Here is a 14,254-nt window from a genome sequence, read left to right as displayed (position 1 = left end):
CTCACTCACTTTCTCGAATCAAATTGCGGATGGTCTGCATGGTCACATCACAGGAAGCCAGCTCATCTGCACAGCGTTTCAGCTCGCGGACAATCCTCTTGCTGTCTTTAATCTCATGCTTGTACTTCATCTGATGCTCTAAGCTGGCCCAAGAGTCCATAGCAATGGTCCGAAGCTGGATTTCTACAAAATAGCGGCCGGGATTTTGACCATGACAGTCCTCATAAGGAGTCTCCACCTCTAATATCAAGTGGTAGGAGCGATACCCATTAGGCTTGGCAGCTCGGATATAGTCCTTTTCCAGAACTATCTCACAGCCCTCCAGCTGACGAAGCACCTCAATAGTCTGATAGATGTCCTCGATAAAACCACAAACAATCCGAATCCCAATCGCATCACGAATTTCTTTCAGGGCAGACTCTGGCACCCTAGGCAGATTCTTGCGTTGACATTTCTCTTCCATACTGGCTGCCTGCTTGACTCGTGCATTAAAATGCTCAAAAAGCTTCTGCCCTGTTTCCTGCTTGACCCGATCATTAGCCTCTTGAATACGCTGGCTAAGATCCTCTAAAATCTTGGGCAGATAGTCCCCATATTTCCCATAAATATCTTGCTCTTGCATACAGTTCTCCTACTTTTCTAGCTTATTCTCATTATAGCATAACCATCTGTCTTTTCTCTATTTTTCCCCTGCTCTTCTTATCTATCCTATACTCTCTGTCTTAAAAGAAACGAAAAAAGAACCAGTCTTCTAGCCAGTTCCTTTTGGTATTTATTAAACGGTTTTTTCAACCTTGAGAATTTTAACGTCGTAGCTGCCAACCGGTGTTTCGACTGTTGCAGTATCACCTGTTTTCTTGCCAATTAGAGCTTGACCAATCGGGCTTTCATTGGATACCTTGCCTGCGAAAGCATCTGCACCAGCAGAACCAACGATAATGTAGACTTCCTCTTCGCTTTCGCCTACTTCTTGAATGGTAACTGTTTTGCCGATAGCCACCTCGTCCTTAGCTACAGCGTCACTGTTTACAATCTCAGCGTAGCGGATCTTGGTTTCCAGACTGGAAATCTGACCTTCCACAAAAGCCTGTTCGTCCTTAGCAGCTTCGTATTCACTGTTTTCGGACAAATCGCCGTAGGAGCGGGCAATCTTAATACGTTCTACCACTTCTGGACGACGCACCAATTTCAATTCTTCTAATTCTTTTTCTAGTTTTTCCTTTTCCTCTAGGGTCATAGGATAAGTTTTTTCAGCCATTTTTTCTCTTTTCTTTTATTTTCTTTTATTTTAAAACTAAAACAAGAGGCTGAGACAAGTCTGTATCAGTCCCTTTTTTATATAGCAGGACTGAGAAAGCTAGAACTAAATGCACTAGCTTTCTCTTATCTGCAATGATAGCAGTCTAATTAGAACTGCTGCTGGATTGAGTGAGCTTGCTGTTGACATGCTCCTCAACATTTTTGGCGTGTTCCTCATAAGTATTAGCGAAGTAAACAGCACCTGTTTCAACATTTGCCACAAAGTAGAGGTAGTCCGTCTTACTTGGATTAATGGTAGCCTCCAGAGCAGATAGGCTAGGACTATCAACTGGCCCAGGCATAAGCCCTTCTTTTTTATAGACATTGAAAGGTGAGTCAATATTGGTATCAATTTCAGCGTCCTCTTTCAGAGTCGTTTTCTTTCCTAGCTTGCCTTGAGCATAAAGGATGGCGATATTACTCTGAAGCGGCATCGCTTGATTGAGACGGTTGTAAAAGACGCTGGCAATATCTTTGCGATCTTGGTCTGTTGAACCTTCTTTTTCCACCAGAGAAGCAAGTGTCAGAACTTCATTAACCGTTAGGTTCTTCGCTTCAATAGTAGAGTAATAAGAAGACAGATTGGTATTCATAGCGCCCAACATCTGGTCAATCAAGCTTTCCAAATCCGCATCCTCACCATAGTTATAAGTGGCAGGGAAGAGGTAACCTTCTAAGCGGTACTTGACTCCACTGTCCTTGCTTGGCAATGTGCCCAGCAGCTGTGGATACTTAGCCGCCATCTTGGAAATGAAAGCTTCATCCTGCACCTTAGCTAGGAAATCGTCCTTACTAAAAGGTGTCTTGCTAGTCTTTTTAGAAGTTGCAGCTGCATTAACCGTCACAGCCTCTGCAATCTGCTCCAGTGTATATCCTTCAGGAATAGTAACCTTGCCAACAACTGGTGGTTGCGGTGTATCTGTTCCACCTTCCTGAAGCTGCCGAGCAATGGTATCTAGGTCCATACTCTTCTGGAGATTGTAATAGCCAGACTGGTAATTGTTAAAGCTTTTAATCTTGGAATAGAGACTAAAAACTTGGGCATTTTTAATCAGCCCCTTTTTCTCGAGGATTTCCCCAATCTGTTTAGAGCTAGAGCCTTCTGGTACTTCAACCGTCACATACTCTGTTGCGTTTGCATCAACAGGTTTAAGAGCTGAAGATACATAAGTATAGCCGACAACTCCTGTGACCACAAGTCCCAGCAGGACAATCAGCAGAACAGTTGTCATAATCCTGCGGGCTAATGTGTTTTGACGTTTTTTCTTGACCGTATTGTTGGCTCGATTAGCCCGAGATAGGACCTCATTGGGCTTCTTATCTTCCTCATCCACTCGGCCATAGACCTGAGGGTGAGCCTTTTCATTCTCTGCAACCTTGTAGGAGACATCTACCGAAGCCGGTCTAGCTTCAAAGTCCTCCGCAGCTGCTGTTTCTTTTGCAGAAGCAGCGTCCGCTTCTGATTGGCTAGTTGAAGAGGGTGTTTGTTCTTCCTTTTCTCCAGCTAAGTCTTTCAAAATCTGCTCTTTAAAGCTCAGATTCTTCTCTTTGTCTTGTGATTTTTCAGTCAAAAATTTGACCTCCTTCATCATAATCCCTAACATTATATCTTAAAAGTCAGATAAATGCAATAAGAGTAGGATTTTCTAGCTTATTATTGGTTTTTTTGCAGTTTGAGACTAGGATTTTCCCAGACCATATCAAACCAAGTAGCGCCTGCATAAGTTGATTGTGACAAACCTTCATTTACAAAGGCATGCTTCTCGTAGTAAGCGGTGAGGTAGTCGTGGCAGGTCAGATTGATGCCGTGGCGTTCATCTGCTATAGCAATCTCTTTCATAGCTTCCAATAGCTTGCGACCGACTCCCATCCCCTGAGCATCCTTCGAGATAGAAAGGCTGGTCAGAGAGATAAAGCCACCGTCCAGATGACCATAATCTTCAATCTCCTCTGTAAAGGAAATGTCCTTTAAATAACGTTCTGGACGAACAGGTCCCTCCAGATAGCCTAGAATCTTACCATCCTTTTCCGCCACCAAAAAAGTCGAAGATAGGGTTTGGATATGAGCTGCTAGACTTTCTCGGCTAACAGCCTCTTCTGGACTGAAATTTTCCAATTCGATAGCATAAATGGCATCTAAGTCAGCCATTTGAGCTTGACGGATAATCATCACTTCTCCTTAAAATTGGGATTTTCCCACACCATATCAGACCAAACAGCCCCACCATGAGTTGAGTCAGAAATCCCTTCGTGGACGAAACCATTCATCTCATAATAAGGTATCAGCTCATCATGACAGGTTAGGCTAATACCTTGCCGGTTTTGCTGAACAGCTGTCTCCTTGAGAGCTGCAAGCAACAAGGTTCCGACCCCCTGCCTCTGAAAATCCGGATGGACGGACAGACTTTGGATAGCAATGAAGCCACCTTCTGGAGAATTAGCACCCACCTTGCTAAAGAGTTCATCTGTCAGATGTCGCACCTGAATAGCTGGTCCAACAATATAGCCCGCCAGCTGACCATGCAGCTCTGCTAGCAAAAAGGTATCTGGAATCTGCTCAATCCGCTCTTTGAGAACTTCTGAACTAGCTGCTTCTGCTGCTGGAAAATTCAGCTGCTCGATTGCAAGAATTTCCTCCCAGTCGCTCAAGTCAGCCTGTCTGATTCGAACCAGAGCTTCCATCAAGTCTCCTCCTACTGAACGTTGCTGGTAAGATTGGACAGGAGACGTTCAAAGGAATATTCATAGGTCTGGATATCTCCAGCTCCCATAAAGACGTAAACGGCATTATCATGGTCAAGAAGCGGAGAAACATTATCCACGTCAATAACCTTGGCCCGCTTCACAATCTTTTCAGCCAGATCTTCGACCTTGACATCACCATTGTCCACTTCACGCGCAGATCCGTAAATCTGAGCTAAATAGACTGAGTCAGCCTGATTGAGGGCTTCCGCAAATTCGTCCAAGAGAGCAATAGTCCGAGTGAAGGTATGCGGTTGGAAAATTGCCACGATTTCCTTGCTTGGATACTTCTGACGTGCTGCATCCAGAGTCGCGATAATTTCCGTCGGATGGTGAGCAAAGTCATCAATGATAACTGTTTCGTTGACAATTTTCTCTGTAAAGCGGCGCTTAACCCCGCCAAAGGTCTTGAGATGTTCCCGAACTAGATTCAGATCAAGACCTGCAGTATACAAGAGGCCGATTACTGCTGTCGCATTCATAATGTTGTGGCGGCCAAAGCTTGGAATCTGGAACTCACCCAGCTCTTGCCCTCGGAAAGAAACTTTAAAGCCTGAACCGCTGGTAGAACGCAAGAGGTCGTGAGCAACAAAGTCATTGCCCTCTTCCTTGAAGCCATAGTAGTAAATCGGGGCATTGGACGTAATCCGGCGTAGCTGCTCGTCTTCTCCATAAATGAAGAGTCCTTTGGTAATCTGCTTGGCATAGTCATTGAAAGCGTTAAAGACATCTTCCAGGCTCGTGAAATAATCCGGATGGTCAAAATCGATATTGGTAATAATCGAATATTCCGGATGATAAGGCATGAAATGACGCTCGTACTCGTCCGACTCAAAGACAAAATACTTGGCATTGGCAGAACCGCGGCCTGTGCCATCCCCAATCAGATAGCTAGTATCCGTGATATTGGACAGAACATGGGAGAGAATCCCCGTTGTAGAAGTCTTCCCATGGGCACCAGCCACTCCCAGGCTGACAAAGTCACGCATGAAGCCACCTAAAAACTCATGGTAGCGTTTATAGCTGATGCCGTTTGCGTCTGCATAGGCAATTTCTACATTGTTATCTGGACGGAAGGCATTGCCGGCAATGATTTCGAAGTCTGGTTGGATATTCTTTTCATCAAAAGGCAGGATGGAAATGCCAGCCTGCTCCAGACCGCGCTGAGTGAAATAATATTTATCAACGTCACTGCCCTGAACCTTATGGCCCATCTGATGCAGCATCAAAGCCAAAGCGCTCATACCAGAGCCCTTAATCCCGATAAAATGATAGGTTTTCGTCATGATTACTCCTTAAGATACAAGGCCATAAAAGCAAGTCCCAAGAGGAAAATCTCCGCAGACCCTCATCAGCCCGCAGGGATTTTCTTTCTTCACAAGCTTTTAGGCACCACCAAAACACCAAAGAAGCCGGACCAATCAATAAGTCCCAGCTTCTGGCATCGATCCTCTTCAACCGATGATGGATGTTATATGCAGATAGATTTTACATTTACATACGCAAACAACAATTTCCTTTTTACATCAGAAAACTGTAGGCAGAAAAGACTCGAGCAAGCCAGCTTTATTCGCTGTCCAAGCCTGTCAAATTCAGCTCTTGAGCCTTGGAATGCTTCAACTGCTCCTCCTTAGCCCTATCCTGATTATAGATCTGACTGGTTTTTAAAAAATCATAATTGTTCTTCTTAGGCTTTTCTTCCGGCTCCTGCGGCTGAGGGCTATACTCAGGCTGAATATCCGCCAAAATATAGTTTTCCTGCTGAAGCCTGTCGCCAAACTTCGTAAATTCGCCCGATGTATTCTTTTGAAAAGGGGCTGTTGGCTTCGGTCTTTCCGCATTAGAAGCTGTCGGAAGCTTTCTGTTGCGGACCTTAGTCGGAAGGTCGCTGGTCAGATAAGACGCTGAACGCTTCTTTTTCAAATCTGCCCGAGCTTCCTCGCGTGCCTGCTCAGCATAACGAATGGCCGGATCTTTCTTATCAATCGGCTTTTTAAAATCCTTGAAAGCAGACTGCTTTTGCAGCGGTCTTCTGATAGCCTGACTGGCAGCGATGGGAGCATGCCTGCTGGAATCCACAATCGGCATCCATTCCAAATAATTACGGTCTGTATAGTCTCCGGTAATGTTGCTAATGAGATCCAGTTCATCATAAAGATTCATATGCGGCATTTCCGTCAGCATGATTTCATCATCTGACACCAGAGGAAATTGTTTATCAGTCATATCTTTTTCCTTTCAACCCTTCATTATTATAAACTATTCAGGCTATTTTTCAAGCTATTCTGCCGAAATTCCCAGAATTTCTCGAATTTCCTCCACAGAGAGACTGGATTTGGCTTCTGCTCCGTCAAGAATAGTCGAAACCAGATTGCGCTTGCTCTCCTGCAGCTCCTGTATCTTCTCCTCAATTGTACCCCGTGTAATCATCCGATAGACTTCGACATTGCGCTCCTGACCGATACGGTGGGCACGGCCGATGGCCTGGGCCTCAACCGCTGGATTCCACCAGAGGTCGACCAAGATGACTGTGTCAGCACCGGTCAGATTGAGACCGACGCCACCAGCCTTGAGGGAGATCAGAAAGGCTGATCGCTGACCGTCATTGAAAGCAGTAGTCATGTCCTGGCGCTCCTTGGCTGGAGTAGAGCCTGTAATCTTAAAGGACTCCATGCCTAGCTTATCCAGCTCACTCTCGATAATATCCAGCATACCACGAAATTGTGAAAATATGAGGACACGACGATTACCATCTTGTATCTGTTCAAGTAATTCACGCAAACTTTCCAGCTTACCGCTCTCGCCCTCGTAATCTTCCATAAACAACTTCGGAGTGTCACAGATCTGACGGAGACGCATAAGACCTGACAGAATCTCTATCTTGCTGCGGTTGATTTCATCTTCTGTCGCATGGATAATTCTGTCCTGCATTTGTTTGAGCAGAGCCAAATAAATAGTCTTCTGGCTATCCGCCAATTCATTGCGATAGGCAACTTCAATCAAATCAGGCAATTCCTGCAGCACATCTTCTTTCTTGCGCCGCATGACAAATGGTTTGATATAGCGAGCGACTTTCTCAGCCGGCAGTTTTAAAAATTCCTTTTTGTTTGGCAAAAGTCCTGGCATGACAATCTGGAAAATAGACCAAAGTTCTCCCAGATTATTCTCAATCGGCGTCCCAGAAAGAGCAAAAGTATGCTCCACTTCAAAATCCCGCAAATACTGGGCAATCTTGGTCTGGTCATTCTTCATCACCTGAGCCTCATCCAAAATCAGATACTGGAAGTGGTTATCCTTGTATTCTTCCACATCCTGCCTGAAAGAAGCATAGCTAGTAATGGTAATCTGATGTTTCTCCGCAATCAGCTCATCACGAACATTTTTCAGACCATACACCACCGCCACATCCAAATGCGGAGCAAATTTAGCGAACTCATCGCTCCAATTGTAAATCAGGCTGGATGGCGCCAAGATTAAGACTTTCTTAGAGTCATCTATACGCGAACTCAGAAAAGAAATCGTCTGCAGGGTTTTTCCTAGTCCCATATCATCAGCCAGAATTCCACCGAAGCCATACTTATCCAGCATGGATAGCCACTTGACACCTGTCTCTTGGTAATCCCGAAGGTCAGCCTTGACTTGCAGCTTAGGAAGAGGGAATGCCTCAGGATGAGTCAGGTCAAAGGCCAGCTGTTGCACATCTTTTGAAAACTGTACTCTATCCTTGCCCTTGAAAAACTCTGCCAGTTGATAAGCAGCTAAACTGCTGGTCTGAATGAAACCATTTTTAGTCCGCTTACTCCGCAGCTGCTGCAAAGTCCGACTCATCTCCTTGGTCTCTTCATCGAAAATCAAGACTTGCCCAGACTTACTGATAAAGAAGTCCTGCTCCTTAAAGAGCGAATCAAGAACTGCGTCAATCTCTGACTGCGCAATGCCAGCAAAATCGAAACCAACATCCAAGAGGCCGCCCTTCATCTTAACAGAGATCCTTGAACTTTCTGTCTGTGCCAGTGCCTCTAACTCTTCTGTCATGCTGACACGGCCCAAAGCCTCAAAGTTGGGAATGACTTCTGAGAAGAAATGGTAAATTTCTTCCGGCTTCAGAGGTGGTCGCTGGCTGTAAAAGTCTGCCACAAAACCTGCCTGCAGCATTTGCTTAAATACTTGCTGCTCATGCTCAAAATTACCTGCAAAAGGCAGACGTTCCAAATCTTTGCGAGTCGTCACTTTCCTGTCTCCATAGTCAAAGACAGTGTCCAAAATCAGACGCTTGTCAGGACCGATGTCAAAGTCAAACTTGGCTGTAAAGTCATGAATCATCATACTTTCAGATGCTTCTACCCGACCAACCTTTTTAAACTCAGACAAACTGGAAGCCAGCTTAGTCCTTTCTGACAAGTCGAATTGCAGGCGCTTCAACCGATCATGCTCTATAGGCAACTCCCGTAAAGCCTTCATCAGTCTAATCTGCTGAGGATTTAGCTGGTAGAAGGTATCTCCATAAAAAATAAACTGGCCATCATAAAGCATCTTATAATTCTTCTCAGCAATAACTAGCTCAAAATGCTCTTCATACTCTTCCACTTGGAAAGTATAAACTTCTGCCTCTTCATGTAAATCTTGGAAAAAGACTTCACTGTAGTCATAAAGGCTGTACTCTAAGCGGAAAGAAGACAGATTCATCAGGAAGGTAACCCCCTCTTCAAAGATACTAGCCGGGAAGAAAAGATTGCGCCCAGCATTTGGGAAAATCAAAGAAGAATCTTGCCCCTGATAGTCAGACACTAGTCCTTGCAGAAAAACGAGCAAATCTTGACTGGCTTCATCAAAATCCTCCAAATGAATAGCCTCATAGTAACTCTTACCAATCTGATAATGCCCGCTCTTTTCCAAGGTCCGAAGGAAGGAAAGAACATCTCGGACAACATAAGAGCGCTCGTCCGGCAAGCGACTGATTCGTAAACTCCAGAGAAACTGTCCTGTATAAGAATCCTCTTGACCAGTAGCCGAGAGCTCATAACGAACCTGTTGATTGGATTTATCCGGCAAGACCTTATCCAAGAACAAGCTTCCGAAAGAAACCAGCTCTTGGGTCTCCTGACTGGTCAACTCCTCTTCTTCCATACTCTTTAGCACATCTTTCCCCGATGGGGCATTTTTCAGATAATACTCCAAGGCTGCCAGATGGGCACAATATTTTTTCTTCTGGAAAAAGTCGCAATAGCAAAAGATGACATCATCATCCAAGCTATAGCGCAGATTGCACTCATCCACACGAGCATATAAAAGAGAATCACTGACCTCAAGGATTACTACCTTATTGTTTTCAACCAGGGCAATTCCTTCTGTCCGAATCTTACCAGGAATTAATTTTGCCATAATTACCACCTTACATTTATCTCACCATTATACCATACTTTCGACATAAAAAAAGAAAAGCAAGCTCTTATGCTTACTTTCATTTTTACATATAAACGTATGTTTGTCAAATTGCTGTTTTACAACTCTACTTCCGCTTCCTTGCAATCAAGTGAATCGGGGTTCCTTCAAAGACAAAAGCCTTGCGGATTTGATTTTCCAGGAAACGCAGATAAGAGAAGTGCATGAGTTCTTCTTCGTTGACAAAGATGACAAAGGTCGGCGGTTTGGTTGCTACCTGAGTCGCATAGAAAATCTTGAGACGCTTGCCCTTGTCAGTCGGTGTCGGATTAATCGCGATAGCATCCATGATAACATCATTGAGGACCGCAGAGGGAATACGGGTATTCTGACTCTGACTGATTTGCTTAATCATATCCGGCAGCTTATGGAGACGCTGCTTGGTCAGGGCAGAGACAAAGATAATCGGTGCATAAGACAAGTACTGGAACTGGTCACGGATATCTTCTTCCCAGTCTTTCATGGTATGGTTGTCTTTTTCCAGTGTGTCCCACTTATTAACAACGATAACAATACCTTTTCCTGCTTCATGGGCAAAGCCAGCGATTCGCTTGTCGTACTCACGAATTCCTTCTTCAGCATTCAGCACCATCAGAACGACATCTGAGCGGTCAATGGCCCGCATAGCCCGCATGACAGAGTATTTCTCCGTATTTTCATAGACCTTGCCTGACTTGCGCATACCAGCCGTGTCGATCATGGTAAATTCCTGACCTTCACTGTCCGTAAAGACCGTATCAATAGCGTCACGCGTAGTACCAGCCACAGGACTGGCAATAACCCTATCCTCACCCAAAATGGCATTGATCAAGCTCGACTTACCGACATTAGGACGGCCAATCAAACTAAACTTAATCATATCAGGATTTTCGACCACTTCTTCATTTGGCAGATTTTCAACGATAGCATCAAGAACATCCCCTGTACCAATCCCGTGGACTGAGGAAACTGGGAATGGATCGCCCAAGCCCAGCGCATAGAAATCAAAAATCTCATTGCGCATTTCAGGATTATCCACCTTATTGACCGCTAAAATAATCGGCTTATGGGTCTTGTAGAGCATGCGAGCCACATACTCGTCCGCATCCGTGATACCTTCCTTGCCAGACACGACAAAAACGATGACATCTGCTTCGTCCATGGCGATCTCAGCTTGGTGTTTGATTTGCTCCATAAAAGGCGCGTCAACATCGTCGATTCCGCCCGTATCAATAATACTAAACTTACGGTTGAGCCAGCTTGCTGTCGCATAAATTCGGTCGCGGGTCACCCCTTCGACATCTTCCACAATGGAAATCCGCTCACCGGCAATCCGATTGAAGAGCGTTGATTTGCCGACATTGGGACGGCCGACAATGGCAATAGTTGGTAAGGCCATGTTTTTCCTCTTTCATTCTTTAGGACAGAGCCAAACTCCACCCTATTTTTCTAATTTCTTTTCTTTGAACAATTGGTCAATAGCCTGATTAGGCTCCTGACCAAATTGAGCAGCTAGGCGCTGACTCCAGGTTTCCTTAGCTCGCTCGCCAGCATATTCAGTCTGTACGCGGTCATAGGCTTGGATAGTTGAACGATCCTGTTCATGATATTCTTCCTCAAATACCACTGCTTCATAAGGCAGCCGCGGCTTGACTGCATGGTTCTGGTTGGGAGTCCCCAGAGCAATCCCAAAGACCGGATAAGTGTAGTCTGGCAGATTGAAAAGCTCTGCGATTTGACTGGAAGCATAACGAACCAGTCCAATGATTACTCCGCCATAACCCAAACTTTCAGCTGCTAAGAGAGTATTTTGTCCAGCTAAAGCAGCATCTACTGAGCTAATCAGGAGATTTTCTGTTCCCTCAGGATAAAAGTCTTCCGAATGCATGTGAACGCCTTTTTGGGCACGATTGAGATCACCAACAAAAAGCAGGAAGGCTGAAGACTGCCGAATGGCTTCTTGGGGGACCAAGTCAAAGAGGGCTTCTTTTTTCTCTTTGCTTCGCACCACAATGATAGAGCAAGACTGGAAATTCTTCCAGCTGGACGCAGCCCGCCCAGCATCAATGATAGCACGTAATTCCTTATCCGAAATCTGCTCCTCCGTAAAGCGGCGGACAGACGTATGAGCTTTCATCAAGTTAATTGTTTCATTCATCGGCGGTTCTCTCCTTCTAGGCGCACCTCCTGAGCCAGAAACTTAATTCGCTCCATAACCCGCTTAGCCTGCCAAGTCTCATCGCCATTCTTAGAGCTGGCAAAGTGACGCTCTAAATCCGCAAAACTAAAGTTAGAAGTAAAGAAAGTTGGCAGATTTTCCTGCATGCGGTGCTGGAGAATGACCTGCAAAATCTCATCGCGCATCCAGGCGCTAGACTGCTCTGCACCGATATCGTCCAAAATCAGCACTTGAGCTGTCTTAACCTGATCAATCTTCTCCTTGACCAAGCCGGAACTGATAGCATTCTTCACATCCAAAACAAAGCTTGGGTAATGTAGCAGAGTCGTTGAAACACTGCGTTTTTCTGACAAATCATGCGCCAGAGCAGCCATCATGTAGCTCTTCCCTACCCCAAAATCACCGTAGAGATAAACAGCCTTCTGATAATGCGGAAACTCAGCAACAAAGTTGGTCAACAGTTCAAAAGCCTTGTAGCGACCAACATCGTCCAGATCCACCTGAGCCAGACTTGCTTCTTTGAGGCTGGCTGGTAGACTGATAAGATTGAGACGGCTTCTAATGGCCTCCTGTCTCTCCTGCTCAATCAACTCAGGCGTCTCTTCATAGGCAACATCTGCATAGCCTTCATTCTTCACCAAGATTGGCTTATAACCCTTGGCAATATAGGTCTCGTCCCCCAGCAAAAAGCGGTTGCGCTCCGTAATATATTGGTTAAACTTGGAGACACTGCGCTGAATCTCAGCTTGGGTCAGATTTTCCTGCTGGATAAAGGCTGCCACATCTGGGTCCGCCATGATTTGCTTGACCAGCTCCTGATAGTCAAACTGCCGCACCTTGCTCATATGAGGCATATTCTGTCCTATTTTCTCCATTTATTCGCCTCCTCCTTCAAGTTTGGCTAAGAGCCGACGTTTCTGCTCTTCTAGCTCGGCCTGCTTCTCTGCACTCGTTTCGTTTTTATAATCTGGCTGACTCCAGTCAGGTACGTTGCTCTTGGTAGAGCCTTGTCCAGATTTAGCTGGACGGTTCTGGGGCTGCTGGTTGCGCTCACGGATTTTCAAGACTGCTTCCTCAGCTGTCGTCACCTTTTGATAAGAAAAATCATTAGCTACCTTGAGGGCATACTTTTCATTGAGATTGGCTGAATCCACCTTATTAAAGGTCAAGAGTAAGACTACGTTGATAACCTCGTCCAAAAGGCCTAATTCAGCTAAATCTAGCAAAAGCTTTCTCTCCGTCCGCGTAATAGCAGCCTGACGAGTTTTCTTAATTTCTGCCAGAAAGACCATTGGCGATGTTCGCTTCGCTTCTTGGATGATAGACTGCTCCTGCTTAGAAAATTGACCTTCTACTGGCTTCTGAGCTAGCTTTTGCTTCATCCGCTTGGTAGAAATGACCTGAGAAACAGCAGTTTCTCTAGCCAAGACATAGGTCTCATACCAAGTCCACTTTTTCTGCTCAGCAATTGCAAACAATTCTAACAAATCTTCCTTTTCATTGGCAAAGCGAAGATTGTCCTGAGCCATCCGTTGCTTGAAATACTCCAAGTCAAAATCATTGGCCTTTCGCACTGTCCTTGCTTGCTCAGCTTCCATACCAAACACCTGCATAAAAGGCTTGACCAATTTCTCTCCGCTAGGATTTTCTGGTCGCAGGGCTTCTGCAGCAGCTTCGCCGATTTTCTTTTCCAAGAGCCGACTGTACACATTATGGCTGAAAAATTCCTCCGCCGTTAAGGTCGGGTGGAGTTGAATCAGATAATGGTCATCTGTTTGATAAAGATCTACTAGCTTAATCGCCGCTAAACGCTCAAAACTTTCTTCTAAAATATTAAGTCCAAAATCTAAATGATTAAGAATCTGACTGAAGAGGTGCTGCTTTTGCCCATTATCCTCAAAAGACAGCAGATAAAGATAAAGTGCTACCGCTTCTCTCCCCAAAATCGGCAGATAGAGCTTGGTCAAGACAGCAATATCTGGGCTGACTGCATTATTGCGCAAGAAAGAAAACTGATGGTTTGGTTTCATTTATTTGTCCTTTTTCTTCTTGGACCCCTTGGTAATCTGCTTGAGCAGGCTTTCCAGCTCGCCCACATCCTTGAAACTCCGGTAAACACTGGCGAAACGAACGTAGGTGATTTCATCCAGCTCGGCCAGTTCATCCATGACTAAGGATCCAATATATTCACTATTGATTTCATTGTCGCTCTGACTGCGGACTTTTTGCTCGATTCGATTGACAATCTCCTCTATTTCGTCACTAGATACTGGTCGCTTTTGAGCGGAGCGAATAATACCGTTAAAAATCTTATCCCGAGAAAATTGCTCGCGTGTCCCGTCCTTTTTGACAACAACTAGGGTTCTCTCTTCAACGCGCTCGTATGTCGTGAAACGATGCTGACATTCTTCACATTCACGACGGCGACGGATTGTATTCCCATCTTCTGCCTGTCTGCTATCAACCACACTTGATTTATTCCCACCACATTTCGGACAACGCATACCATTTCCTCCTAGAATCCTAATACTTCATTATAACACGTTTTCAAGAATAACAAAAGACAGCCGTTTGGGGTGTAATATTTCACCATTTTGCCCTAAAAATATGTTT

Annotated in this window: 13 protein-coding genes; all 13 read right to left on the bottom strand. The window is 45.0% G+C overall.

Features of this window, described 5'->3' with window-relative positions; genetic code table 11:
- Window position 1: 1 nt before the first annotated feature.
- Window positions 2-622 carry a GTP pyrophosphokinase gene (locus tag MFP28_RS02955; RefSeq protein WP_002905869.1) on the bottom strand — a complete coding sequence of 207 codons (621 nt, stop codon included), beginning with the start codon at window positions 620-622 and terminating at the stop codon, window positions 2-4.
- A 153-nt stretch (window positions 623-775) separates the two neighbouring features.
- Entirely contained in the window at window positions 776-1,258 is a 483-nt protein-coding gene (gene greA / locus MFP28_RS02950; RefSeq protein ID WP_002894584.1) for a transcription elongation factor GreA, read from the bottom strand.
- 145 nt (window positions 1,259-1,403) lie between these two features.
- A complete protein-coding gene (gene mltG, locus MFP28_RS02945) occupies window positions 1,404-2,903 on the bottom strand; it encodes an endolytic transglycosylase MltG (protein ID WP_002897011.1) in 1,500 nt (499 codons plus the stop codon).
- A 50-nt stretch (window positions 2,904-2,953) separates the two neighbouring features.
- Window positions 2,954-3,469 carry a GNAT family N-acetyltransferase gene (locus MFP28_RS02940; protein WP_002905868.1) on the bottom strand — a complete coding sequence of 172 codons (516 nt, stop codon included), beginning with the start codon at window positions 3,467-3,469 and terminating at the stop codon, window positions 2,954-2,956.
- Window positions 3,469-3,981 (bottom strand): GNAT family N-acetyltransferase, encoded by a 513-nt coding sequence (locus MFP28_RS02935; RefSeq protein ID WP_002905866.1) that lies wholly within the window; start codon window positions 3,979-3,981, stop codon window positions 3,469-3,471. The genes MFP28_RS02940 and MFP28_RS02935 overlap by 1 nt, the downstream gene beginning before the upstream one ends.
- A gap of 11 nt (window positions 3,982-3,992) precedes the next feature.
- Window positions 3,993-5,327: a UDP-N-acetylmuramate--L-alanine ligase gene (gene murC / locus MFP28_RS02930; protein WP_002905865.1), complete on the bottom strand. Its 1,335-nt coding sequence runs from the start codon at window positions 5,325-5,327 to the stop codon at window positions 3,993-3,995.
- Between the two features lie 280 nt (window positions 5,328-5,607).
- Window positions 5,608-6,267, bottom strand: coding sequence for a hypothetical protein (locus MFP28_RS02925; protein ID WP_002905863.1), 660 nt, complete (start codon window positions 6,265-6,267; stop codon window positions 5,608-5,610).
- Window positions 6,268-6,321: 54 nt separating this feature from the next.
- Window positions 6,322-9,423, bottom strand: a complete 3,102-nt coding sequence (locus MFP28_RS02920) for a DEAD/DEAH box helicase (protein WP_002905862.1) — start codon at window positions 9,421-9,423, stop codon at window positions 6,322-6,324.
- A gap of 127 nt (window positions 9,424-9,550) precedes the next feature.
- The gene (gene der / locus MFP28_RS02915) at window positions 9,551-10,861 is read right to left on the bottom strand and encodes a ribosome biogenesis GTPase Der (protein WP_002905861.1); all 1,311 of its coding nucleotides are present in this window, start codon (window positions 10,859-10,861) and stop codon (window positions 9,551-9,553) included.
- A 42-nt stretch (window positions 10,862-10,903) separates the two neighbouring features.
- Window positions 10,904-11,620: an NADPH-dependent oxidoreductase gene (locus MFP28_RS02910; RefSeq protein WP_002905860.1), complete on the bottom strand. Its 717-nt coding sequence runs from the start codon at window positions 11,618-11,620 to the stop codon at window positions 10,904-10,906.
- Complete coding sequence (dnaI, locus tag MFP28_RS02905; protein WP_002905859.1) at window positions 11,617-12,516, bottom strand: primosomal protein DnaI; 900 nt, start codon at window positions 12,514-12,516, stop codon at window positions 11,617-11,619. The genes MFP28_RS02910 and dnaI overlap by 4 nt, the downstream gene beginning before the upstream one ends.
- Window positions 12,517-13,671 carry a DnaD domain protein gene (locus MFP28_RS02900; protein ID WP_002905858.1) on the bottom strand — a complete coding sequence of 385 codons (1,155 nt, stop codon included), beginning with the start codon at window positions 13,669-13,671 and terminating at the stop codon, window positions 12,517-12,519.
- On the bottom strand, window positions 13,672-14,145 hold the full coding sequence (gene nrdR / locus MFP28_RS02895) for a transcriptional regulator NrdR (RefSeq protein WP_002894570.1): 474 nt from the start codon (window positions 14,143-14,145) through the stop codon (window positions 13,672-13,674).
- Between the last annotated feature and the right edge of the window lie 109 nt (window positions 14,146-14,254).

The sequence above is a fragment of the Streptococcus sanguinis genome (assembly GCF_050234405.1).
Lineage (GTDB): Bacteria > Bacillota > Bacilli > Lactobacillales > Streptococcaceae > Streptococcus > Streptococcus sanguinis_W.
The sequence above is the reverse complement of the archived record's forward strand: the minus strand, read 5'-3'. Positions and strand labels throughout refer to the sequence as shown.

Bases quoted from the DNA above. Each gene is read 5' to 3' on its own strand.
- MFP28_RS02955 (WP_002905869.1), bottom strand. From the start codon at position 622: ATGCAAGAGCAAGATATTTATGGGAAATATGGGGACTATCTGCCCAAG.
- greA (WP_002894584.1), bottom strand. From the start codon at position 1,258: ATGGCTGAAAAAACTTATCCTATGACCCTAGAGGAAAAGGAAAAACTA.
- mltG (WP_002897011.1), bottom strand. From the start codon at position 2,903: ATGTTAGGGATTATGATGAAGGAGGTCAAATTTTTGACTGAAAAATCA.
- MFP28_RS02940 (WP_002905868.1), bottom strand. From the start codon at position 3,469: ATGATTATCCGTCAAGCTCAAATGGCTGACTTAGATGCCATTTATGCT.
- MFP28_RS02935 (WP_002905866.1), bottom strand. From the start codon at position 3,981: ATGGAAGCTCTGGTTCGAATCAGACAGGCTGACTTGAGCGACTGGGAG.
- murC (WP_002905865.1), bottom strand. From the start codon at position 5,327: ATGACGAAAACCTATCATTTTATCGGGATTAAGGGCTCTGGTATGAGC.
- MFP28_RS02925 (WP_002905863.1), bottom strand. From the start codon at position 6,267: ATGACTGATAAACAATTTCCTCTGGTGTCAGATGATGAAATCATGCTG.
- MFP28_RS02920 (WP_002905862.1), bottom strand. From the start codon at position 9,423: ATGGCAAAATTAATTCCTGGTAAGATTCGGACAGAAGGAATTGCCCTG.
- der (WP_002905861.1), bottom strand. From the start codon at position 10,861: ATGGCCTTACCAACTATTGCCATTGTCGGCCGTCCCAATGTCGGCAAA.
- MFP28_RS02910 (WP_002905860.1), bottom strand. From the start codon at position 11,620: ATGAATGAAACAATTAACTTGATGAAAGCTCATACGTCTGTCCGCCGC.
- dnaI (WP_002905859.1), bottom strand. From the start codon at position 12,516: ATGGAGAAAATAGGACAGAATATGCCTCATATGAGCAAGGTGCGGCAG.
- MFP28_RS02900 (WP_002905858.1), bottom strand. From the start codon at position 13,671: ATGAAACCAAACCATCAGTTTTCTTTCTTGCGCAATAATGCAGTCAGC.
- nrdR (WP_002894570.1), bottom strand. From the start codon at position 14,145: ATGCGTTGTCCGAAATGTGGTGGGAATAAATCAAGTGTGGTTGATAGC.